Raw genomic sequence first — 23,956 nt, 5'->3', positions numbered from 1 at the left:
CCGAAATAGGCGTTGCCGCGCTCGTCGTAGAGCTTTCGCATAGAAAGACTGGCTATGTAGCCGCTGAAATGCTGCAAGACAATTTTCATAGCGTCCGGGTCGCCCTTTGTCGCTGCCACAATGACAGGATAAGGAACAAGGGCGATTTCCGGGCAGTCGGTTTGTTTACCATTCGTTCCATTCATCAGCGTGTTCCTCCAAGTATCTTTTTAGATGTTCAAAAGAGCTTGTCCGTCTGTACTGTATTGTGCTGCGCGACGTGTCGAATAGCTTTCCAATCTCAACGTCGGTCAAGCCCTCAAAATAGTACAGCATGATAGCTTTTCTCTTTTCCTCCGGCAACGTGCGGATTGCGTCAAGCAGCAGCTTCGGCGTGATTTTCTTTCCTGCCTGTTGATAGCCCGGTTCGGCTTCTTCCCCTTGAAAATACTTGTCAAGGGTGTAAAGCTGCCGTTCCTCATGCAAGGCAAGGTCGGAAAAGTTACCTCCTTTGCTCTGTGCCGCCGGATTTCATCATGGGCGTTGCAGGCTTCGTTATGCAGCACCCGTTTACAGAAACTTTGAAAGATACATTGCTTCTGAAACTCCATGCGATTAGGTTCCATGTTCTCACCTCCTTTCGTGCCGAAAGGTAGGTAGTACCTCCCCTTTTCGCGTGATAATACAGGCGATTTTTTCAAACGCCGAATGGCGGCAAAACTTTTTTGAAAAAATCCCCCAAAAACGCAAAATGCGCCCGTCCGCAAAACGCGGACAGACGCAAAGGAATTATCAGAAGTATTTAGATGATTTGATAGTTCATACTCATGGGCGAAATATCCCAACGGCGGGGTATAGCTTTTTTTGAGCGTAGACTGTTGAAAAGATTAGATAAAGTAAAAACGGACATAGCGATACCTCCTTGATACCGCCATATCCTTAAAAAAGGGCGACCTTAATACACCCTCCGTAAATCCAATTTTGAAAAAGGAAAACGGCGGCTTTGATTATTCAAAACCGCCGCTGTTTTGTTCGGGTGTGTCCATACCGACAAGCAACGGTTTTATCTGTTGCAATTTGTCAGCAATCGCATAGTAGAAGCAGTTATCTGAAAAGAAAAGAGCCGATAACCATGAGGAACATTCTCATAGGTTATCGGCTCTGCGTCTTTGCGTCTGGCTCTTTGATAACTGACATATTGAATTGTTGTATGTTTATTAATGTTTCCTGTTTGCACTTTGGACAAAACAAGGGATAGTTAAGTAAAATTGTATCTTCTCGTATTCGATTTCTGGTTTTATTCCCGCAAATAGGGCAGCGAAGCCATTCTAATTTCATCATTCTAATTACCTGTTTAGAAAACTTATAACACGCTTATTAAAGTCTTTTGCTTCCTCATACACGGCGTGTCCAAGACCTTTGTAGATGAACAATTCGCTATCCTTAATCTTATCGGCTAATTCAATAGAAGCAGCTACACCAACAATTTTATCGTCATCTCCCCCAATTACCAAAGTAGGGCATACAATATTACCTAATTTTTCGTATGTGTTATGTTGAACGCAAGAGGTCGCCTGTATAAGAAACCGATTATAACTTTTGGGCTTGCCTATTCTCCCAAGTAAGGGATAAAGCAAACGATATTTTTTCAAGTAATTCTCCGAATAAGACTTTTCGGCTGTGTCAATCATTAGACCTTTGTGATTTCCTTGTTCTGCCAACTTAATCATATTTGTGATAACTGCTTGTACGCCGCTATTCTGCTTCGATAACGTAACTGTTAGTACCAGCTTATCGACTAAATCAGGATAATCAATCGCAAGATATTGGGCTATCATTCCGCCTTGAGAAACGCCTAAAACTTTTGCTTTAGTGATACCAAGAATTTTCATGGCTGTTGCCTGGTCTTTCGCCATATCTCTTGTAGAATAGCCCTCATTTAAATGATTTTTTCTGCTGAAAACATATACTTTGTAATCTTTTGCATACAAACGATATATCATAGCCATAGGTATAGCCATTCCTTTAACTGTGGTTAATCCATCACCCAATCCGGGAAGTATGATTAAAATGTCGTTTCCTTTTCCAAAAGAGATATAGTCCATATCTGTATCGTCAATGCCGACACTTCCGCTTTTTGCTCTCCAAAACATAACTGTTGCCTCCTTTTATTTCAAAAGTATTGTTCTTAATTTTATATACATCCTGTTTACAAACTGTCTATTCCTCGTCATTTTTCAAAACACGGTATGCAACAAATGCCAGAGCTAACAAGGTAAAAGATATTAGCAATATAGGTAAATAGGTCTGCGTTTGAAATGATTCAAGTATATTACCATATACAACTTGTCCTATCGGTGTTGTGCAATGAGCTACGGCCATAATAATTGCCATTACTTTACCCAAATTTTCATTTGATGTTTTTTTCTGCACTTTACTGATAACAAAGATGGACAGCAAAGTCAGTATAAAAGAAATTGGTATCACCCCGAACATGAAAAGCGAAAAAGCGGGATAATAGCCGAAGTTTACAACGAACGGCATAAGTGATAAGGCAACGGGTACTAACAATAGAGCGGTAGCAATGAGCCAACGGTATGTTAATTTCATTTTGAGCGACTTTGTAAAAAAGCCGATTGTCAGTGCCCCTAAAATAGCGGCAAAATTTATTAAGCCCATACCTACGCCGTACATAACGTCTGTGCTTTGCATTGTCACTCGCAAAATAATGGGAGTTCCGACAAAGATAACAGGGGATAGAATAAGGTTAATCAATGCCGCCAATATCATAGCTTTGAGAATAAATGGCTCCTTTATCGCATAGACAAAACCCTCTTTCATATCGGTAAAAATTGTTTTTATGATATTCCATTTCTGCTGCCGTTTTATAAACGGTATCTTGATAAAAATCTCCATGACTGCGGATAAAGAGAATGCAATACCACTGATGATAACAAGTGCATTAACGCCCATCATGTGATAGAAAAGTCCTCCTATAACGGGAGCGGTAACATCAGATAATGCTTGAACAGCCGTAACTATCCCGTTTGCGCTTTCTATCTTGTTTTCTTGTATCAGCAAAGGAACGCTTGCGCTCACTGCCGGGGTATACATGGAACTTATGATAGAAAGTGAAATCATAACTGCTCCAATTACAATAATAGAGGGATTTCCCGTTGACATCAGCAGGAATAAGAGAACAACAATGAAACTGCTGCTGAAATCATAAATTACCATTAAGTTACGCCGATTAAAGCGGTCTGCGATTGCCCCTCCAATCGGCATTAGCATGCGTGGGATATTGGAGATTGCGAATATGGTGGCAAACAAATCCGCACGTCCTGTTATATCCAACACATAAAGAGATAGGGCAAACCGCAGAAGTGACGAGCCTAAAATAGATATGGTCTGTCCTAAAATGATAAGATTAAAGTCTTTTGAATAACACTTATCGCCAAACAATCTTTTTTTGTCCAATTTTACAACCATATTTATATCCCGCTTTTCAAGGAGGTTACGGGTTTATCTTTACAAAAGTAATTTATAATTGCTTCCACCAAAATATCCAGCACCGCTCTTTTGGCTGATTTTGACTTAGGAATTTGATTTGTACAAGCAAATTGTAAGGCATTTAACATTCCGGTTAAAATTTCAATATTTTCATCACTTGCGTCAATATCACAAGCAGCAAGAATTGTCCTGTTAATATCTATTGTGCGCTTCTCTACTGAACGCGAAACTTCTGGCGGCAGTTTTCGCATAATATATGAAATATCCATTTCTGGCAAATAAAAAACGATACTGTCATCTTTCAAATATACCTCATATAAAATTTTGCGAACTTTTGTCCTTAAATCGAAATCTTGAGAAGCAATAAATAAAATTTCATCAACAATGTGTTGCTCCTCAAATTGTATAACATCCCAAAGCAATTCTTCCCTTGAATGGTAAAAGGAATAAAATGTACCTTTTGCAATGTGAACCCCTTTGGCAATATCCTCAACAGATACTTGTTTGATACCTTTACGCTTTAGAAGCTCTGCGCCAACCTCCAACATTGACGCTTGAATTGCAGAGCGTTCATGCTCACTAAATATTTTTGGCATATTGTTCCTCTCCTTAAATAACCGAAAATAATTATTCAGTCTATATAAACTATTATATTCATTTCAGAGATTTTGTCAATCCCTATCAAAGAAAAGTGACAAATATCCAAAATGGGAAACCAATAATAATGTGTTCTATTTTGGCTAACCCTATGAATTGTGTAGACATATCCTGCGGACAATAGGAACTATACAATATAAGAGGGTGAATTGATATGGCAAAAAGACCAGTACCACTATATGACTTTGCAGCTTTCGGGCAAGCGATAAAAGAAGCTCGGACGGGCAGGAATGAGAGCCGCAAGAAAGTAAGCGATGAGATGAACATTTCCCCGCGCTACCTTGCGAACATTGAGAACAAAGGACAACAGCCGAGCCTGCAAATCTTTTATGAGCTTGTAACCCGTTACAGCATATCCGTAGACCAATTCTTTTTCCCGGACAAGACAGCCGGGAAAAGCACCGGGCGGCGGCAGCTCGACACGCTGCTTGACGGTATGAGCGATAAGGGCATACGTATTGTAACCGCAACGGCGAAAGAGATTGCAGAAGTCGAACAAGAAAACTGAATAGGCAGGAAAGAGCGTTGCAGTCTTGAATGAGGATTGCAGCGTTTTTCTTTTGTCTTGCTTTGGCAAAATGGAAATTCCGTTGTAGTAGGAGTAAGGGAGAAAGTTTCGTAGCAAGCATAGGAAGCGGGTACCCACTTCCGTATTTTCGCCCTCCCGCGCTGCGGCGCGTCGGTTGAAAATGGCTTGTTGGAAAGTGTCCCAAACCCTCTAAAAATGGAAAGGAGCGTCAGAGCATGGACGGACGGAAAAGGACGGTGCAAATCAAGTTTCGCGTTACAGAAGATGAACGCGATTTAATCCTTGAAAAAATGAAGCTCATACCCACCCGGAACATGGCGGCATATCTGCGTAAAATCGCAATAGACGGGTATATCATACAGGTAGACCATAGCGACATAAAGGCAATGACAGCGGAAATACAGAAAATCGGGGTCAACGTCAATCAGATAGCGCGGCGCGTTAATTCGACGGGCAGCGTCTACCAAGAGGACATAGAGGAAATCAAGGGGGTGCTGAATGAGATATGGCGGTTACAAAGATTAAGCCTATTAAAAGCACGTTGAGTAAAGCCCTTGACTATATCCAAAACCCGGACAAGACGGACGGAAAAATGCTTGTGTCCTCTTTTGGCTGCTCCGCTGAAACGGCAGATATTGAGTTCGGATTTACTTTGTCGCAAGCGTTGGATAAGGGAAACAACCTCGCCCACCACCTCATGCAATCCTTTGAGCCGGGGGAAGTGGATTATCAGACCGCCCATGAAATCGGGCGGCAGCTTGCCGACGCTGTAACAAAGGGGCAGTATGAATACGTCCTGACGACGCACATAGACAAGGGGCATATCCATAATCATGTGCTTTTCTGCGCCGTCAACTTCGTAGACCACCATAAGTATAATTCCAATAAGCGCACCTATTACGGTATACGGAACATCAGCGACAAGCTGTGCCGGGAACATGGCTTATCCGTCGTCGTTCCCGGTAAGGGCAGCAAGGGAAAAAGTTATGCGGAGTACCAGGCTGAAAGGACGGGTACGAGTTGGAAAGGCAAGCTCAAAATCGCCGTTGATACACTTATTCCCCAAGCGTCTACCTTTGAGGAATTGCTAACGCTGCTGCAAACGGCGGGTTATGAGATAAAGCAGGGAAAATACATATCGTGCCGCGCACCGGGGCAGGAACGCTTTACCCGCCTAAAGACGCTCGGCGCGGACTATACAGAGGAAGCCTTAACGGAACGGATAAGCGGCAAGCGCACCCGCACCACCAAAGCCCCGAAACAGGAGCGCGGCGGTATCTCCCTTGTCATTGACATTCAAAACAGTATCAAGGCACAAGAGAGCCGGGGCTATGAGCAATGGGCGAAAATCCACAATCTAAAACAGGCGGCAAAGACGCTTAATTTCTTAACGGAACATCAGATAGAGCAGTACGCCGATTTGACCGCCAAGATAGCGGAAATCGGGGCGGCAAACGAACAGACCGCCGACGCGCTCAAAGGCGCGGAAAAGCGGCTTGCGGATATGGCGGTACTTATCAAGAACATTACCACATACCAAAAGACAAAGCCCGCCTATGACGCATACCGGGCGGCAAAGGATAAAGGGCAGTACCGCGCCGCGCAAGCGTCCTTTCTCGTCGCGCTCCCGGCTGCGGACAATATACCCGGCTCGTTCAAGCTCCCGTACCGCTTCGCGGATAGCGTCGATTTTCTCCCGGTTGATGTGGGATAGCCCCGCAAGGGTATAGTCCCAATCCTCCGGCAAGGACAGCATTTGCGACAAAAGCCCTTTCGCCTTTAGGGTCAGCTCCTTATTGCGTAAGTGGTGGTTGCTCATTACGGTATAGCCCTTGTTTCGCTCCACGCGGAAAACTGCCATAGCTTCATCACTCCTTTGCTGTGGATTTGTTACGCGGTAGAAGCGCGATTTTGAGGGAAAAGGTATATTTCCCTTGCCTTGTCAAAACCGCGCCCGCAAAGCCGCATGATACAAGGCTTCTATTGGCTCTACTGCGTAACGTGAGGGCATGAAAAAAGCGGCGTTCCTTTTCTCCCCTGTGGGGATTGAGAAACGCCGCCTGTGCGGGTCGTTATTCTTTTTCATCAGCGATAATGTCCTGCATGACTTCGCCAAAGTCTGCCGTAAAGGAAAAGATGAAATATTCCAAAACGTCGGGGTCTGCGTCCATCGGCTCGGCTTCCTCGGTGAAGCGCAAGCCCATAAGCCCGTAAAGCAGCTTAATGATTTTGAACAGCTTGCCCCGGTCGGCGGGGGTGTTCATGGTAACGAGTACGTCCGTCAGGCGGTTTACGGTTTCCATGTCGCCGCCCGTCGTTACCCATACCATTTCTGCGAATGGCTGCGTGATTGCCCCGGCGACAAGGTTTATCTTATCCTTGCTGATTTCGCCGGACGGGGTTATAATACCCTTGTCTAAAAGTACGTTATTCATGTCGTCCTCCTTTATTTTGTGGTGCTAAAATGGTGCCCGGTCTTACAAAAACACCTTGTACGGAGATACGGCAAGATAAATGAAGATATGCGGAAAACCTTGATTTTTAGCCATTTTCTCATGGTGTCATAAACATTTATGAGGGCTTGTAAGAAGATTTCCGTCTATCAAATCAATAAAAAATAATATTATTAATGATATAATATAATTAAAGTAAAATTTATTTTTTGGAGGCAAAATCATGAGCAAATTGGAAAAAGTAGTAGAATTGTTAGAAGCTAAGGGGCTTGATGCATTATACTTAACAAAAAAGACAAATGTAAATTACATAAGTGGATTTCCTGATGAAGAAGCATATGCAGTGATTTGTAAAGATGGAAATTTTTTAGTTACTGATAGTAGATATATGGAACTTGCAGAAAATGTTTGTGAAGGTTTTGAGATTATAAACTGGCATAATTTTGACAGAAGTGTGGCAAAGGCAGTTAAGAGTGTGTGTGATAAAATAGGTATAAAGAAACTTGGATTTGAAAGAACAAATATAGTATTTGATAAATATGAAGAACTTAAAAATCTAGTTGAAAAAAATGGAGGAGAATTAATACCTACAGAAAATATCATAGAGACACTTAGATATGTGAAGGATAAAGAAGAAATTAAAAATGCAAGAAAAGCTTGTGAAATAGCAGATAAGTCACTAGAAGAATTGATTCCACATATAAAAGCTGGTGTTACTGAAATTGAATTAGCTACAAAATTAGAATACTTTATGAAAATGAATGGAGCTCAAAATATAGGATTTGAAACTATATTGATATCAGGAGCAAAAACTTCATTACTTCATGGTAAACCAAGTGATAAGGTTATAGAAAAAGGTGATTTTGTGCTTGTAGATTATGGAGCTATGTATAATGGATATATTTCTGATACAACTAGAACTTTTATAGTTGGAGAAGCATCTGAAAAACAATTAGAAATTTATAATTTAGTTAAGGAAGCACAAGATGTTGGAGTTGAAAACATGAAGATTGGTGTACATGCTACAATTCCAGATATAGAAATAAGAAAGATTGTTAAGAAATATGAAGATTACTATTATCAAGGTATAGGGCATGGTGTTGGTAGAGATGTTCATGAAGAGCCTTTCATTGGTAATTATGGAGATAAGATAATACAAGAAGGTTGTATAATAACAATGGAGCCAGGTATTTATTTTCCAGGATGGGGAGGCGTTAGAATAGAAGATACTGTTTTAATTACAAAAAATGGTCCTGAAAGACTAACTAAATTCCCTAAAAATTTGATGATTTTAGACAAATAATTTTATTTTACAATAATACTTTATATAAAATATTATTGTAATTTTACCATTAAGCCCTATTTACATACTTTGGTAAAAAGGGCTTAAATTTATCAATATTAAAATACCTCTAATACTGTATTTACAGAATATATATCAATATTAATTTTATGAGTACAGGTACAATGAAAAAGTCTGAAACTTTTAAAAGTGTATTATAAAAATATTTAATAAATTGGAGGTAGATTTAAAATGGAAAAAGCAATAGAAAACTTTGAAGATTTAAGTAAGGAATACATTAATGATTATATTGAAAGAGCTAGAAAAGCTCAAAGAGAGTTTGAATGTTATACTCAAGAACAAGTGGATAAAATAGTAAAAATAGTTGGAAAAGTAGTGTATTATAATGCTGAATACTTAGCTAAACTTGCTGTAGAAGAAACTGGAATAACAAAGGTAGCTAAACCAGTTGGAGTAGTAGCGGCAATAACTCCTTGTACAAATCCAATTGTTACGCCTATGAGTAATGCAATGTTTGCACTTAATGGTGAAGCAAATTATCAGTTCTTTACTGAAATATTTAAGATGTACTCTAGAAAAAATCCTAATGGAAAAATTACAAAGTGTACAAAAATTCTAGCAGATGCTCTTGAATGTGACCCTAATTGTGATGTTTATGGAGAATTAGAAAAGTTTTTAAATAAATTAATTTCTAAAAAAGCTTTAAGAGAGTATGTAATGGTAGAAAGTCAGATAGATGAATTTACAGATAGTAAAATAGCCAATCAACAAAGATTACTTGCTAATAATTATGTAGACCTTAGTAGAGAAGAAATAAGAGAGATATTTGCAAATCTTTATTAATACAATTTTTCATTTATATGTATAGCTAACATAAACAATGCTAATTATATTTATGTACAAATAAAAATGAGGGAACTTAAATTTAATTAAAGTTAAGTTCTCTTATTTTTATATGGAGTTAAATATAAGTATATTTTTGATTTAAAATATACTTATATTTAAGTCTATTACTTTATTTGAAATAATTTGTAGAATTTCAAATTCCTTGACAGTAATAAGTAAGTAATTGTATAATCAAACTGCAATATATTAATAATATTAGTGAAAATGAAAGGATATAAACTATGTATAAATCAGAAAATTTTTCCAAAAAATCTGTCTTAATAAATTCATTTTTAAGTAAATTTTTTAAAATAGTTGGATGGGGTTTGGTAGGCTTATTTACGTTATCAGCTCTAGTACTTTCAACTATTTCCATTATAATTGGATGGGCTGTAATACTTCCTATTCAAGTATGTGCAGTGTTTTTAATTATAGGTGGAGTTTGTATTTTTAAGGGTAAGAGATTAGGAGACCAAATTTCTCGTTATAAAAGATATTGTACAATCATAAATAATAGAAATATTATTCCAGTAGAGCTTATTGCAGAAAGTACATCTAAATCATTAAATTTTATAATAAAAGATGTACAAAAGATGATAGACAAAAATTACTTTATAAATACTTATATTGATAAAAGAAATAATCAGATTGTGTTGACAAATGAAGATTTCATTACACCAACATATGAAGATATAGCATACGAAGTTAAAGAAGAAGAGAAAAATGATGAAGCCAGTGAAGTTGATACGATTATAAATAAAGGAATGAATTATCTAGCACAAATAAAAGAAGCTAATAAAAATATTCAGTCAGAATCAATGTGCAATAAAATTGTACAAGTAGAAGATGTTACAAGTAAAATATTTGATGTTGTAAAACATGACCCATCAAAACTTACTCAAATACAAAAATTTATGGACTATTATCTTCCAACTACTTTGAAGCTCTTAAATTCATATCATACATTGGAAGGGCAAGGAATAGATAGAGAAAATATAACAACAACTATGGAAAGTATTGAAAATACAATGAGTACGATTGTAGTAGCTTTTGAAAATCAATTAGACTATTTGTTTGAAGATGAAGCAATTGACATATCTACAGATATTACTGTTTTAGAGAATATGTTAGTTCAAGAGGGATTAACGAGTGGTAAATTTTAACTTTAATAGAAAAAATATTCTGTTATTTTAAAAAAATTAATTAGTCATAAAGTATAAAACTTTGTATTATAATCAGTACTTTATGAATAAAGAGGAGAGAAATATATAATGAATAATCTAGATGATATACCAGTTATGCCAACTTTAACACTTGACCCATTTGGAGAAGAATCAAATACAAGTGATATAAATAATTCTGACTTATTAATGAAAAAGGCTGAAAAAGACCCAGAAGAAGAAAAGCTATCTGAATCTGAACGTAAGATGGTAAAGGAATTTGCAGAAAAGATAGATATTACAAACACAAATATGATTTTACAATATGGAGCTGGTGCCCAAAAAAAGGTAGCAGGTTTTTCTGAAACAGCTTTAAAGAGTGTTAAAACTAGAGATTTAGGAGAAGTTGGAGATATGCTTACAAATCTAGTTACTGATTTGAAAGCATTTTCAGCAGAGGAAAAAGAACAAAGTGGTTTTTTAGGAATTTTTAAAAAGGCAAATAATAAAATTTCAAATTTAAAAACTAAGTATGATAGTGCAGAAGTAAATGTAGACAAAGTGAGTAAAGAACTTCAAAAACATCAAGTTAAAATATTAAAAGATATAGCAATGCTTGATAAGATGTATGAGTTGAATTTAGCTTATTCAAAAGAACTTACTATGTATATTATAGCAGGAAAACAAAAATTAAAAGATATGAAAGAATATGAGATGCCAAAATTAAGAGAAAAAGCCAGTTTGTCTGGTTCAACAGAAGATGCTCAATCTGTAAATGATATGGTTTCACTTTGTGACCGATTTGAAAAGAAGATTCATGACCTAGAATTAACTAGAATGGTATCACTTCAAATGGCTCCACAGATAAGATTGGTTCAAAATAGTAATAATCTAATGGCAGAAAAGATTCAATCAACTATAGTAAATACCATTCCATTATGGAAAAATCAAATAGTACTTGCTCTTGGAATTTCTCACTTAAACCAAGCTATGAAAGCACAGCGTGAGGTTAGTAATATGACAAATGAGCTTTTATTAAAGAATGCAGAAACTTTAAAGATGGGAACAATAGAAACAGCAAAAGAATCAGAAAGAGGAATTGTAGATATAGATACAATTAAGAAAACTAATCAATCTTTAATATCTACTATTGATGAGGTCGTTAAGATACAACATGATGGTAGAATAAAGAGACAAGAGGCAGAAGTTGAATTATCAAAAATAGAAAATGAACTTAAAAGTAAGCTTCTTGAATTTACAGTTAAATAAAAAATTATATAAAATAAAAAAGTGTAGTTGATTTTAAAATCAGCTACACTTTTATTTATATTATAAATTTCTATTATCTTTTAACATTACATCATGAGCTCCACCTTCAACTATACTAGTAGAAGATACAAGTGTAAGCTTAGCATTTTTTTGAAGTTCGGGTATACTAAGTGCTCCACAGTTACACATAGTAGAACGAACTTTACTTAAAGAAAGAGTTACGTTGTCCTTTAAAGAACCAGCATAAGGGACATAAGAGTCAACACCTTCCTCAAAAGAAAGTTTCTTATCTCCACCAAGGTCATATCTTTGCCAGTTTCTAGCACGAGCAGAACCTTCTCCCCAATATTCTTTCATATAACTACCATTTATATTAACTTTGTTAGTTGGACTCTCATCAAAACGAGAGAAGTATCTACCAAGCATTATAAAATCTGCACCCATAGCTAAAGCTAAAGTTATATGATGGTCATAAACGATACCACCATCAGAACAAATTGGGACATAAATACCTGTTTTTTCAAAGTACTCATCTCTAGCTTGAGCAACTTCAATTATAGAAGTAGCTTGTCCACGTCCTATACCTTTTTGTTCACGAGTGATACATATAGAACCACCACCAATACCAACTTTAACGAAGTCAGCACCAGCTTCAGCTAGGTAAAGGAATCCTTCACGGTCAACTACATTTCCAGCTCCAACCTTAACTGTATCACCATATTTTTCACGAATGAAATCAAGAGTTATTTTTTGCCACTCAGAAAAACCTTCTGAAGAATCTATACATAAAACATCAGCACCAGCTTCAACTAAAGCAGGAACACGTTCAGCAAAGTCTCTAGTATTAATACCAGCTCCAACTACATATCTTTTAGAAGAATCTAAAAGTTCAAGTGGATTTTCTTTATGAGAAGAGTAATCTTTACGGAATACCATATACATAAGATTACCATTGTCATCAAGTACAGGAAGAGAATTAAGCTTGTGGTCCCATATAATGTTGTTTGCCTCTTTTAAAGTAACATCCTTGTTAGCATAAACTATGGATGACATAGGAGTCATAAATTCACTAACCTTAGTATCTAAATCCATACGACTTATACGATAATCACGACTTGCAACAATACCTAATAATTTTCCAGTTGAAGTTCCATCTTCAGTAACAGCAACTGTAGAATGTCCAGTTTTTTCTTTTAATTCAAGTATGTCTCTTAATGTGTTATCAGGTTTAATATTTGAATCACTTACAACAAAACCAGCCTTGTGAGATTTAACACGTGCTACCATAGCAGCTTCGTTTTCAATAGTTTGAGAACCATATATAAATGAAATACCACCTTCTTTAGCAAGTGCAATAGCCATCTTGTCATCGGAAACGGATTGCATAATAGCAGAAGTCAAAGGTATATTCATATAAATATCTGCTTCCTCGCCCTTTTTAAATTTAGTAACAGGTGTTTTTAAACTTACATTAGCAGGTATACAGTCAGTAGAAGAGAATCCTGGTACAAGAAGGTATTCACTGAAAGTATGTGATGGTGTATCAAAATAAAACGCCATTTTTTAATCACTCCTTATATTTTTATACTTTTTATAATTGATAGTATTAATTATAACTTATTCCTTAATTTTATTAAAGTATTTTGTCAAATATTGAGATTTTTGAAAAATTTAAACTATTTTAATTGAATTTGTTTAATATATATTGCCTTATAAGGTAAAATTGTATATTAAATAATGTTTAATATTGGATAGTAGCTAATTTGAAATTAATCTTTAAATATCTATTCATTATACATGTAAAACTTTATGTCGATAATATTGTCATAGAGTGTATAAATACCAAAAGTACAAGCAAATTAAGTCTATATTAGTATATCCAAAATTACATCTAATAAATTTATTTAATTGAATTATTGTTGGATTTTCTATTAAATTTAAATATTTTATAAAAATAGATACCTTAAAATACTACATAAATAAAATTAAACAAAAACTAAAGTGACAAATGTCATTATCTAAAGTGACATAGAAACGGTTTCTTAAAGTTGTTACTATAAAATATAAACTCTATAATAAAAGTATAACAAAAGGGAATCATATCGATATAGAATATAATTCAAATGGAGGTAAAATTATGAGCAGTTCTAATCAATCGACAATAAAGACATCTATACAGCGAATAGGAAAATTTTTAAGTGGTATGGTAATGCCAAATATAGGAGCTTTTATAGCATGGGGGCTTATAACAGCCTTATTTATACCAACAGGTTGGATGCCTAATGAAAAATTGAGTACTATAGGAGATCCAATGATAAAATACCTTTTACCACTATTAATAGCCTATACTGGTGGTAAAGCAATAGCAGGGCAACGAGGTGGAGTAATAGGAGCAGCAGCGGCTATGGGAGTAATCGTTGGAGCAGATATACCAATGTTTATTGGAGCAATGATAATGGGACCATTTGCAGGATGGGTAATCAAGAAATTTGATAAATTTGTAGATGGCAAAATACCAACAGGATTTGAAATGTTAGTAAATAACTTTTCAATAGGTATAATAGGTATGCTTCTTGCAATATTAGGATTCTATGCAATTGGACCAGCTATAGTAGCAGGTACAGCTCTTATAGAATCTGGAGTTCAGTTTATAGTTAGCAAAAGTTTATTACCTTTAGTTTCAGCATTTATAGAGCCTGGAAAAGTATTATTCTTAAACAATGCAATAAATCATGGTATATTAGGACCTATAGGTATAGCTGAAGCAAAAGAAGCAGGTAAATCTATAATGTTCTTATTAGAAAGTAATCCTGGACCAGGTTTAGGAGTTTTATTAGCATATTGGATGTTTAGTAGAGGAAGTGTGAAGCAATCAGCACCAGGAGCTGTGATAATACATTTCTTTGGTGGTATTCATGAAATCTACTTCCCATATATTTTAATGAATCCAGTTTTAATATTAGCTACAATGGCAGGTGGAGCAGCAGGAATATTAACTTTCTCAATATTAGGAGCTGGACTTGTAGCAGCACCATCACCAGGAAGTATATTTGCACTTATGGCACTAGCTCCAAAGGGAGGATTACTTCCAGTATTAGCGGGAGTTGCAGTGGCAACAGTTGTATCATTCTTAGTAGCAGCACCATTCGTTAAGAGAGCTTCTGTAAACCAAAGCGAAGAAGATAGTACTTTAGAGGAAGCTAAAGTAAAAATGAGTGATATGAAATCTGCTAGTAAAAATTCTGATAAAAATGTTGAGGAAAAGCAATTTGGAGTAAATGAAATTAAAAAGATTGTATTTGCATGTGATGCAGGAATGGGTTCTAGTGCAATGGGAGCTTCTAGATTTAAAAATAGAATAAAAAACTTAGACTTAAATATAGAAATTACAAATTCATCTGTTGATAATCTTCCAGATGATACGCAAATAGTAGTAACTCATAATACGCTAGTTGAAAGAGTTGCTAAGAATAATTCAAGTGTAGAGATAGTTTCAATAAACAACTTTTTAAATGACCCAAATTTAGATACATTGTTTAAAAGATTAGAATCTAAATAAAAAGTACCACTGATTAGGAGTGGATAATTTGAAAAAAAAGAAGATTACATCTAGACAAAAAAAGATAATATTGATGATAGTAGAAAATTCAAAGAAAAACGTCCCAATAACTATTTCTGAGATTGCAGGAGAGTTGGAGCTAAGTTCAAGAACTGTGCTTAGAGATATGTCTGGAATTGAAAAATGGTTTGATGAAAATGATTTTAATTTTGTAAAAAAACCAGGAGTGGGATTGATTTTAGAAGAAAATGTAGAGAATCAAAACTTTATAGTTGAGTTGTTAGAAGAAGAAAAAATAGAAAAAGAATATAGTAAAGAAGAAAGAAATTTAATTATATTATCAAAGTTACTAGTTTCTAATGAGCCAGTAAAATCTTATTATTTTGCAAAAATATTAAAGGTATCTGAAGGAGTACTGAATAATGATTTTGCTTTAGCAAGTAAATGGCTAGAAAGATTTGGTATTGAGCTTGTTAGAAAACCAGGACTTGGTGTGTACCTAAAAGGTCAAGAAAAAAGTTTTAGAGAGGCATATGTGAACCTTATATATGATTCATTCAATGAAAAAGAAATACTAGATATGGTCAGAAATATAAGTGAGAATATACAGACAGATAAAACAATAGAAATTTTAAGTGAAAATAGACTTTTAAATTTGATGGATAGGTGCATAATAAGAAAAGTTGAAAGTACACTAACAAAGAAGCTTTCAGATTTAGATGTAAATTTAGCTGATAGTGCATATATAGGGCTTGTAGTTCATATTTCATTGGCATTACAGAGGATAAAAAATGGTGAAAATATAACTATGGATAAAGAGTTTCTAAAAGAATTATCTATGACAGAAGAGTTTAAACTAGCCCAAGAAATCGTAAAAGGTATGGAAGTAGATTTTAGTATGGATATACCACTGGATGAGGTTGGATATATAACTATGCACATAAGAGGTGCAAAGCAAAGGTCATCTTCAAATCATAAGGCATTAAACTTAGATGATATAGAAGTAATGGACATTACAAATAAGATGATAGATTTAGCTGAAGATGAATTTAAAATAAGCCTAAAAAATGACGAGAGATTATTTAGAGACCTCGCAAATCACTTAGGACCTTCTATAAATAGGTTGAATATGGGTTTAGAAATAAGAAATCCTCTTTTAGATGAAATAAAAAGCAAGTATTTATATGCTTATGATGGCGTTGAAAAAATTTCTAGAATTATAAAAGATAAGCTAAATATAAATTCAATACCTGAATCTGAAATAGGATATATTGCAATGCACTTTGCATCAGCAATAGAAAAAAATTTAATGATGTATACTAATATAAATATTGTTGTAGCATGTCCCACTGGAATAGGTACTTCAAGATTTCTATCAACTAAGATTGAAAATAAATTTCCTAATCTAAATATACTTGAAACCATATCAGCTATAAATATAGATGAAGATTATTTAAAGGAAAAAGAGGTTGATTTAATTGTATCTACAGTGGAGTTAAATACAGACTTAGATTATATATGTGTAGGTCCATTTATGAGTTTAGATGATGAACAGATAATCAAAGAAAAAATAAAATCTATAGCTCAAAATAAATTAATCAATTTAAATGTAGAAACTGATACTAAAAGTAAAAATAAAGTGCATGAACAGATAACAGAAAGCATGAATATAGGAAAAGATATTCTTCAATTTTTAGAGGAAATTCAATTTGAACAATTTAAAAGTAAAGATTTAAGTGAGCTTATTATGGACTCATCAAAAATATTTGCAAAATCTAGTGAAGATATAATATCTATAAAAGAATCTTTAGAAGAAAGATTAAAAATTTCAATTCCATATGTAGAAGAATCCAAAATTCTATTGTTACATTGTATGAGTGAAAGAATAGATATTATGAAGTTAGCAATAATAAAACTAGATAATGGAATAATGCTAGATTCAAATGAAGAAATCGACAGTGTAGTTTTTATGTTACTTCCTAAAAATTCACCAAGTTATCAAAGACAAATAATGAGTGAAATAAGTGGTTCACTAATAGATAATATAATTTTTACTAAAAAAATAAATAAATTTTCTATAGAAGAGATGTCATTAGAAATAAAAGATATAGTTTTTAATTTTTATACAAACAAATTGAAAACATTTATAGATAAATAAAATTAATATTAAAAAGGAAGGTTGATATTATGAGTAAAGTGTTGAATGAGAATAATATATTTTTAGGATTAGATAGTGTTTCAAAGGAAGAAGCTATAACTTTAGCAGGAAGAAAATTGGTTGAAAATGGATATGTAAAAGAAGAATATATACCATCAATGTTAGAAAGAGAAAAAGTAATGACTACATATATGGGAATGGGTGTTGCTATTCCACATGGTGTAAATGAAGCAAAAAAAGAAATTTTATCTTCAGGAATAGTTATATTACAATTCCCTAATGGTATAGATTTTGATGGGGAAAAAGCATATTTATTAATAGGGATAGCTGGTGTTGGAGATGAACATTTGGAAATACTATCTAATATAGCAGTAGTTTTGGATGATGACTTAACAGAAAGACTAAAAAATTCAAATGACAAACAAGCTTTTATGGAAGCTTTTGCCAACTAATCTTAGGAGGAACTTAACATGAAAAAGGCAATTCAGTTTGGAGCAGGAAATATTGGAAGAGGATTTATTGGAGGTTTGTTAGTTAAATCAGGCTATCATGTAGTATTTGCTGATGTAAACGAAGAGATATTGAGCTCAATAAACAAAGATAAAAAATATACTATACACATAAGAGATTTAGAATGTATAGATGAAGTAATTGATAATATAAGTGCAGTTTCATCTATAAAAGAAGAAATAATAGACGAGATTGTAGAGGCTGAAATAATAACTACAGCAGTTGGACCTTTAGTTTTGACTAAAATAGCTTCTACAATTGCAAAAGGTATAAAGACTAGAAGAGAAAAGGGATTAACAAGTAATTTAAATATAATAGCTTGTGAAAATGCAATATATGCAAGTTCTTCTTTAAAAGAAGAAGTAATTAAGTATTTAAATAATGAAGAAGTAGAATATTTAGAGAATTATGTTGGTTTTCCGAACTGTTCAGTTGATAGAATAGTTCCTCCTGGCAAAAATGAAAATCCTCTTGATGTAACAGTTGAAAATTTTTATGAATGGAATGTTGAGAAGCAAGGATTTAAAGGAGAAATACCAAATATAGTTGGAATGAATTTAGCTGACAATCTTATGGCTTATATAGAACGTAAGTTGTTTACACTAAATACAGGTCATGCTATAACAGCTTATATAGGATATCTAAAAGGTTACAAGACTATAGAAGAAAGTATAAAGGATGAATATATTTGTAATATAGTTAAGAATGCAATGACAGAAAGTGGAGAAGGATTAATTAAAAAATATAATTTTGATTCAAAAGCACACTATAAGTATATTGATAAGATTTTAAATAGATTCAAAAATCCATATCTTAATGATGATGTAGTAAGAGTGGGAAGAGAGCCATTAAGAAAATTAAGTGATAAAGATAGATTGATTAAACCTCTAATGACAGCAAAATCATATGGGCTATCAGTTGACAATTTGATTCTTGGAATAGGTGCAGCACTTCATTATAACAATAGTGAAGATGTCCAAAGTGTAGAATTACAAGAATTAATAAAGTCTGATGGAGTAAAAAAAGCTATTGCTAAGATAGCTAATATAAACGATGATGAACTTTTAAATAATATCGAAAAAAGTTATATATTTATGGAAAATTTATAAATTTGCTTGAAAAAATTGAATTATGCTAAATTAGATATAATATATTACTCTACACAGTTTGAATTATTTGTTGAATAATAGAGAATTATAATATATAATTAAAAAGAATAAATTAATATATTTACCTGTATATTTTTGATAATATGGTTCAAATGTTTCTACTAAGCTACCATTAATAGCTTGACTACAGGAGTGAAGAAGATATAGTTTATACTTATTTTAAATTATATATTAAGTTAATTACTTTGAATTTTAAGCTCCTGTCTATGATATAGACAGGAGCTTTTTTAGTATTTTAATATAAAATGATAACAATATAGATAGCAAAGTTAGAGCAAATATAATTTTTTTATTAATATAATTTTAGAAAGGTTTAGGTGGAAGTTCAATGAAAGCTTTACAAGAAAAGATATTAAGAGAAGGCAGTGTTTCTGGACATGATATACTAAAAGTTGATAGTTTTTTAAATCATCAAATTGATGTGGCTTTTTTAAACGAAATAGGAAGAGAGTTCAAAGAGAGATTCAAAGGAGAAAAGGTGGATAAAATATTTACAATAGAGGCTTCAGGAATAGCTATAGCATCAATTGTTTCACAGTATTTTGAAAATGCACCTGTAGTATTTGCAAAAAAATCGGAATCTAAAAATTTGGATAAAGATGTATATGAAACTAATGTATATTCATTTACTAAAGCAAAAGAATATTCAGTTAAAGTTTCTAAAAAGTACATAAACAAAGGTGAAAATATATTGATAGTAGATGATTTCTTAGCAAATGGGAGAGCTGCTCTTGGACTTAAAGATTTAATTGAGCAAGCAGAGGCAAACTTAGTTGGAGTAGGAATTGTAATTGAAAAAGGCTTCCAAGCTGGAGGAGCACTTTTAAAGGCTAATGATGTAAGATTAGAGTCTTTAGCAGTAGTCGAATCTATAGATAATGGAACTGTAAAATTTAGGTAATTTATGATATTATATACTTGTGTTTAGCACGTATTTTAATTATGTAATTATGGAGGATTTTTTATGAGATTTTTTATAGACACAGCTAATATTGAAGAAATAAAAGAAGCAAACGATTTAGGCGTAATATGTGGAGTGACTACCAATCCATCTCTAATAGCTAAAGAAGGTAGAGATTTTATAGAGGTAGTTAAAGAAATAAGTGAAATAGTAGATGGACCAATAAGTGCAGAAGTAATAAGTTTAGAGCATAAAGGAATGATAGAAGAAGCAGAAAAATTATCTAAGATACATAAAAATATAGTTATAAAGATACCTATGACAGCAGAAGGTCTAAAAGCAGTTAAAGTACTATCAAATAAAGGTATAAAGACTAATGTTACACTTATATTCTCTGCTGGACAAGCTCTTTTAGCTGCTAGAGCTGGGGCTACATATGTAAGTCCTTTTGTTGGAAGATTAGATGATATATCACAAAATGGTCTTGATTTAATTGAAGAAATCGTTGACATATTTAGTGTGAATAGTATTGAGGCTCAAATAATAGTTGCTAGTGTTAGAAATCCAATACATGTTTTACAAGCTGCTAGAATGGGAGCAGATATAGCAACAGTTCCTCTTAAGGTTATAAACCAAATGATTAAGCATCCTTTGACAGACAAAGGGATAGATAGCTTTATGAAGGATTGGGAAGGTGCTTCTTTAAAATTATAATTAAAAGATGCAATTATAAATATATTAAAGAGGTTATTATGGAAATTCTGAGTAATAAGGCTAGGCTATTTTGCCTAGTCTTATTTTGGTGTATAATATATTGAAACAAATATATTGAAGTAGATTAATTTTTTAAGTGAGGAGGCGAAAAATGGATAAAATATTAAGAGAGATACAAAGAGAAGATAAAAAAAATCCATATACTGACCAAGAACTTGCTGAAATGTTAAATGTAGCTAGGTCTGAAGTAATAGCAGTTAGAAAAAAAAATAATATTTTAGATTCGAGAGAAAGAAGAAAAAAAATATTAATAAAAGATATATCAAAAATTGTAAGTGAAAATCCTCAAATGTCTGAAAGAAAAATAACAGAGATACTAATAGAAAATGGATATAACATATCAAGAAGTGCAGTGTCCAAATTACTAAAAGAAGAGAATTTGAATCAGTCAAAGAGCGGGATTAAAGATAAAGACCTAGCATCATCAGGAAAGTATGTAAAGGTAAGTAAGGCTGTAGAAGAAGATGGGTTTGAGGAATTAATCGGTATAAAGGGAAGCTTAAAAGAAAAGGTAAACCTAGCTAAGTCAGCAATAATGTATCCCCCTAATGGTCTTCATACAATAATATATGGAGAGACAGGTGTAGGTAAAAGTGAACTAGCTACATGCATGTATAAATATGCTGTAAAAAACAATATTAAAGAAGAGAACAGTCCATTTATAGTATTTAACTGTGCAGATTATGCAGAAAATCCTAATCTATTGATAGCTCAACTATTTGGAGTAGTAAAGGGTGCATATACAGGAGCTGATGCAAATAGAGAAGGGCTTGTAGAACAAGCCAATAATGGAATTTTATTTTTGGATGAAATTCATAGATTGCCTGCTGCCGGGCAAGAGATTTTATTTTCATTAATAGATAGAGGCGAATTTAGAAGATTAGGAGAAAGTAGTTCTAATAGAAAGGCAAATGTTCTCATAATAAGTGCCACAACAGAAAATCCAGATTCTAATTTACTTCAAACGTTTAGAAGACGTATACCAATGGTAATAAATTTACCTAACATGAGCGAAAGACCAAAATCAGAAAGATATGAAATAATAATAAAATTTTTTGAAAGAGAAGCAAAAAGAGTAAACAAGAATTTTATAATAACTAAAGAAGTTATGTGTGCACTTATGAATTATAAGTGTACTGGAAATATAGGTCAGCTAAAGAGTGATATACAAGTAACTTGTGCTAGAGCTTTTAGTAAATCGATATTTTCTAGTGACAAGGTAATTATAGATTTAGATAGTTTAAGGGATTATATAAAAAGTGGATATTATGATTGTAATTGTAAAAGTGAAAAATATTCTGAGTTTTCAGTTGAAGATATATATATAGATATCAGTGAATTGGTGAGTGGGAAAAATAGAATTTTATCTGATAATGAGATAAGTGAGATATATAATTATGCAGAAAAAGAGCTTAAAGTTCTAGAAAGTAGATGTTTTTCAGAAGAAGAATTAAAAAATGCATTTATAGAAAAGTTAGATAAGAAGTTTAATGCTATTAAAAATAATAAAAATTTATCTGATAGAAGAAGTCGAATAGATTGGGGAGGACAGTTAAAAGAGTCTACATTGGAGATAATGGATAAGGTAATTGTATTTATTAAGGAGCAGTTTAAACATGTAAATCAAGGCTTGTATTTGGCTCTAGCAATTCACATTGAACATGCTATAGGTAGGATAAAAGATGGAAAAACTATAATAAATCCGAGCTTAGATAAAATAAAAGCGTCAATGCCAATGGAATATGAGCTATCAAGATATATAATGGGTATAGTGGAAGATTTAACACAAGTAACATTTCCAGAGGATGAACTTGGATATTTGGCTTACTATATAAATAAATTTTGTTATAATGAGGAAAGTATAAAAGATAAAGTAAAGGTAGTAATAGTCACACATGGTAAAGTTGGCATTGAAATGTCTAAAGTTGTAAATCATATTCTTGGTATAGAATGTACACTAGGTATAGAAATAGCGCTTACAGATTCACCATCAGAAGGCATAGAACATGTATTAGAGGAGCTTCAAAAGATAGAAGCTAGAAAAGGTATTCTAGTTCTAATTGATATGGGGTCTTTAGTAATTCTTGGTGATGAGGTTGAAAAAAGACTTGGCATTAGATGTAAAACTGTAAATAGAGTAGATACATTATTGGCAATGGAAGCAGGAAAACTTGCAACTATTGAAGGTAAAAGTTTGGATAGTATAATAGCAGATTTAAAGAAAAATAAAAATTATGCCATGATAAATACAAATAAATTTAGTTATAGAAAAAATGAGTATGGAAAGAAAAATGTAATCATTACTCTGTGTTTGAGTGGTGTAGGTACAGCTTTAAATCTAAAAGAGCATATAGAAAAACAAATTAAGGAATATGATACTTCAATTGAAGTAAAGCCAATTGCTTTTTTAAATAACAATTTAGAAGAAGAGTTAAATGATATTGAAGCTGAATACAATATTATTGCTATCTGTGGAACTATTGATATAGATTATAAAAACGTACCTTTTATTTCTTATAATGAGGTACTTGGAAAAAATGGTATCAATAAAGTATTAGAGTATTTAAATAATAAACAACCAGCTTTAAATACTGAAAACCAGCTGAATAATTTAATACATGAAGATTTGATTTTATATAATTTCGAAGGAATTTCAAAGGAATATATAATTGATACCCTTGTCTCAAAGCTTGAAGAAGGTGGATATGTGGATTCAAAATATATATTAAGTGTATATAAAAGAGAGGCAATGGGAAGTGTCGTGATGGCTTCTAAGGTAGCTGTGCCACATGGACTTCCAGAAAACGTTATAAAGCCTGCAATAGCAATCGCAAGGTTGAATAAGCCTATAGTATGGGACAATAAATTTATGGTGGATTTGGTTGTACTATTGGCACTTAAAGAAAATAATAAGAAGGAAATACGAAGCTTATTTTCAAAGATTAATGACCAGCAGACTCTAGAAGTTTTATTAAATACTGAAGATAAAAATGAAATAAAAGAAATTTTAAGCTAACTATTAGTATAGAAAAGAGAGATGTAAAAAATTTGATTTAGTATAAAATTTAAAACTACTTAATTGCTAAGCAGTCAATTACTTGGTATAAGGCTAATTCTATGAAATTTATTTATATGATTTT

The 23,956-nt window shown here is 33.2% G+C and carries 20 protein-coding genes, 3 pseudogenes and 1 riboswitch; of the genes and pseudogenes, 14 read left to right on the top strand and 9 right to left on the bottom strand.

Annotated features, from left to right (window positions below; all coding sequences use genetic code 11):
* The 6 genes and pseudogenes from KGF39_RS12240 to KGF39_RS12215 all read right to left on the bottom strand — a co-directional run.
* A partial coding sequence (locus KGF39_RS12240) for a helix-turn-helix domain-containing protein (RefSeq protein ID WP_227822514.1) occupies window positions 1-185 on the bottom strand: 185 nt, incomplete at its 3' end.
* Window positions 166-605: pseudogene (locus tag KGF39_RS12235) on the bottom strand (RNA polymerase sigma factor). The pseudogene KGF39_RS12235 and the gene KGF39_RS12240, both read right to left, overlap by 20 nt.
* 526 nt (window positions 606-1,131) lie before the next feature.
* On the bottom strand, window positions 1,132-1,320 hold the full coding sequence (locus tag KGF39_RS12230) for a cysteine-rich KTR domain-containing protein (RefSeq protein ID WP_054272211.1): 189 nt from the start codon (window positions 1,318-1,320) through the stop codon (window positions 1,132-1,134).
* A 5-nt stretch (window positions 1,321-1,325) separates the two neighbouring features.
* Window positions 1,326-2,132 (bottom strand): alpha/beta fold hydrolase, encoded by an 807-nt coding sequence (locus KGF39_RS12225; protein ID WP_227822513.1) that lies wholly within the window; start codon window positions 2,130-2,132, stop codon window positions 1,326-1,328.
* 67 nt (window positions 2,133-2,199) lie between these two features.
* Complete coding sequence (locus tag KGF39_RS12220) at window positions 2,200-3,468, bottom strand: MFS transporter (protein WP_227822512.1); 1,269 nt, start codon at window positions 3,466-3,468, stop codon at window positions 2,200-2,202.
* A 2-nt stretch (window positions 3,469-3,470) separates the two neighbouring features.
* Complete coding sequence (locus tag KGF39_RS12215; protein ID WP_227822511.1) at window positions 3,471-4,085, bottom strand: TetR/AcrR family transcriptional regulator; 615 nt, start codon at window positions 4,083-4,085, stop codon at window positions 3,471-3,473.
* A 215-nt stretch (window positions 4,086-4,300) separates the two neighbouring features.
* Between KGF39_RS12215 and KGF39_RS12210 the strand changes: the two genes are divergently transcribed.
* The 3 genes and pseudogenes from KGF39_RS12210 to KGF39_RS12200 all read left to right on the top strand — a co-directional run.
* Complete coding sequence (locus KGF39_RS12210) at window positions 4,301-4,654, top strand: helix-turn-helix transcriptional regulator (RefSeq protein WP_227822510.1); 354 nt, start codon at window positions 4,301-4,303, stop codon at window positions 4,652-4,654.
* A 236-nt stretch (window positions 4,655-4,890) separates the two neighbouring features.
* Window positions 4,891-5,220: a plasmid mobilization protein gene (locus KGF39_RS12205; RefSeq protein WP_227822509.1), complete on the top strand. Its 330-nt coding sequence runs from the start codon at window positions 4,891-4,893 to the stop codon at window positions 5,218-5,220.
* Window positions 5,181-6,311, top strand: a pseudogene (locus KGF39_RS12200) (relaxase/mobilization nuclease domain-containing protein); the annotation flags it as partial. The gene KGF39_RS12205 and the pseudogene KGF39_RS12200, both read left to right, overlap by 40 nt.
* Here the strand turns inward: KGF39_RS12200 and KGF39_RS12195 are convergent.
* Together KGF39_RS12195 and KGF39_RS12190 are read right to left on the bottom strand one after the other, a co-directional pair.
* Window positions 6,270-6,536: pseudogene (locus KGF39_RS12195) on the bottom strand (helix-turn-helix domain-containing protein); the annotation flags it as partial. The pseudogenes KGF39_RS12200 and KGF39_RS12195 overlap by 42 nt on opposite strands.
* 211 nt (window positions 6,537-6,747) lie before the next feature.
* Window positions 6,748-7,110 (bottom strand): hypothetical protein, encoded by a 363-nt coding sequence (locus tag KGF39_RS12190; protein ID WP_227822508.1) that lies wholly within the window; start codon window positions 7,108-7,110, stop codon window positions 6,748-6,750.
* A gap of 241 nt (window positions 7,111-7,351) precedes the next feature.
* Here KGF39_RS12190 and KGF39_RS12185 point away from each other — a divergent pair, with 241 nt between their 5' ends.
* The 4 genes from KGF39_RS12185 to KGF39_RS12170 all read left to right on the top strand — a co-directional run bounded on the left by KGF39_RS12185 (window position 7,352) and on the right by KGF39_RS12170 (window position 11,745).
* Window positions 7,352-8,431 carry a M24 family metallopeptidase gene (locus KGF39_RS12185; RefSeq protein WP_227822507.1) on the top strand — a complete coding sequence of 360 codons (1,080 nt, stop codon included), beginning with the start codon at window positions 7,352-7,354 and terminating at the stop codon, window positions 8,429-8,431.
* 231 nt (window positions 8,432-8,662) lie between these two features.
* Window positions 8,663-9,274: a hypothetical protein gene (locus KGF39_RS20260; protein WP_413927006.1), complete on the top strand. Its 612-nt coding sequence runs from the start codon at window positions 8,663-8,665 to the stop codon at window positions 9,272-9,274.
* A gap of 284 nt (window positions 9,275-9,558) precedes the next feature.
* On the top strand, window positions 9,559-10,479 hold the full coding sequence (locus KGF39_RS12175; RefSeq protein ID WP_227822506.1) for a 5-bromo-4-chloroindolyl phosphate hydrolysis family protein: 921 nt from the start codon (window positions 9,559-9,561) through the stop codon (window positions 10,477-10,479).
* Between the two features lie 108 nt (window positions 10,480-10,587).
* Window positions 10,588-11,745, top strand: a complete 1,158-nt coding sequence (locus KGF39_RS12170) for a toxic anion resistance protein (RefSeq protein ID WP_227822505.1) — start codon at window positions 10,588-10,590, stop codon at window positions 11,743-11,745.
* Between the two features lie 60 nt (window positions 11,746-11,805).
* Here KGF39_RS12170 and KGF39_RS12165 read toward each other — a convergent pair whose 3' ends face one another.
* Window positions 11,806-13,305 carry an IMP dehydrogenase gene (locus KGF39_RS12165; RefSeq protein ID WP_227822504.1) on the bottom strand — a complete coding sequence of 500 codons (1,500 nt, stop codon included), beginning with the start codon at window positions 13,303-13,305 and terminating at the stop codon, window positions 11,806-11,808.
* A gap of 577 nt (window positions 13,306-13,882) precedes the next feature.
* Between KGF39_RS12165 and KGF39_RS12160 the strand changes: the two genes are divergently transcribed.
* The 7 genes from KGF39_RS12160 to KGF39_RS12130 all read left to right on the top strand — a co-directional run bounded on the left by KGF39_RS12160 (window position 13,883) and on the right by KGF39_RS12130 (window position 23,832).
* Window positions 13,883-15,304: a PTS mannitol transporter subunit IICBA gene (locus KGF39_RS12160; protein ID WP_227822503.1), complete on the top strand. Its 1,422-nt coding sequence runs from the start codon at window positions 13,883-13,885 to the stop codon at window positions 15,302-15,304.
* A 19-nt stretch (window positions 15,305-15,323) separates the two neighbouring features.
* The gene (locus KGF39_RS12155) at window positions 15,324-17,462 is read left to right on the top strand and encodes a BglG family transcription antiterminator (protein WP_227822502.1); all 2,139 of its coding nucleotides are present in this window, start codon (window positions 15,324-15,326) and stop codon (window positions 17,460-17,462) included.
* 29 nt (window positions 17,463-17,491) lie between these two features.
* A complete protein-coding gene (locus KGF39_RS12150) occupies window positions 17,492-17,914 on the top strand; it encodes a PTS sugar transporter subunit IIA (RefSeq protein ID WP_227822501.1) in 423 nt (140 codons plus the stop codon).
* 18 nt (window positions 17,915-17,932) lie between these two features.
* Window positions 17,933-19,081, top strand: a complete 1,149-nt coding sequence (locus KGF39_RS12145) for a mannitol-1-phosphate 5-dehydrogenase (protein ID WP_227822500.1) — start codon at window positions 17,933-17,935, stop codon at window positions 19,079-19,081.
* Window positions 19,082-19,186: 105 nt separating this feature from the next.
* A riboswitch (purine riboswitch) is annotated at window positions 19,187-19,288 on the top strand.
* Between the two features lie 181 nt (window positions 19,289-19,469).
* Window positions 19,470-20,042: a xanthine phosphoribosyltransferase gene (locus tag KGF39_RS12140; RefSeq protein ID WP_227822499.1), complete on the top strand. Its 573-nt coding sequence runs from the start codon at window positions 19,470-19,472 to the stop codon at window positions 20,040-20,042.
* Window positions 20,043-20,105: 63 nt separating this feature from the next.
* The gene (gene fsa / locus KGF39_RS12135) at window positions 20,106-20,756 is read left to right on the top strand and encodes a fructose-6-phosphate aldolase (RefSeq protein ID WP_054274335.1); all 651 of its coding nucleotides are present in this window, start codon (window positions 20,106-20,108) and stop codon (window positions 20,754-20,756) included.
* Between the two features lie 151 nt (window positions 20,757-20,907).
* Window positions 20,908-23,832: a sigma 54-interacting transcriptional regulator gene (locus KGF39_RS12130; RefSeq protein ID WP_227822498.1), complete on the top strand. Its 2,925-nt coding sequence runs from the start codon at window positions 20,908-20,910 to the stop codon at window positions 23,830-23,832.
* Window positions 23,833-23,956: the final 124 nt, after the last annotated feature.

It is taken from the genome of Clostridioides sp. ZZV14-6345 (assembly GCF_020657775.1).
Taxonomy (GTDB): Bacteria; Bacillota; Clostridia; order Peptostreptococcales; family Peptostreptococcaceae; genus Clostridioides; species Clostridioides difficile_D.
The sequence above is the reverse complement of the archived record's forward strand: the minus strand, read 5'-3'. Positions and strand labels throughout refer to the sequence as shown.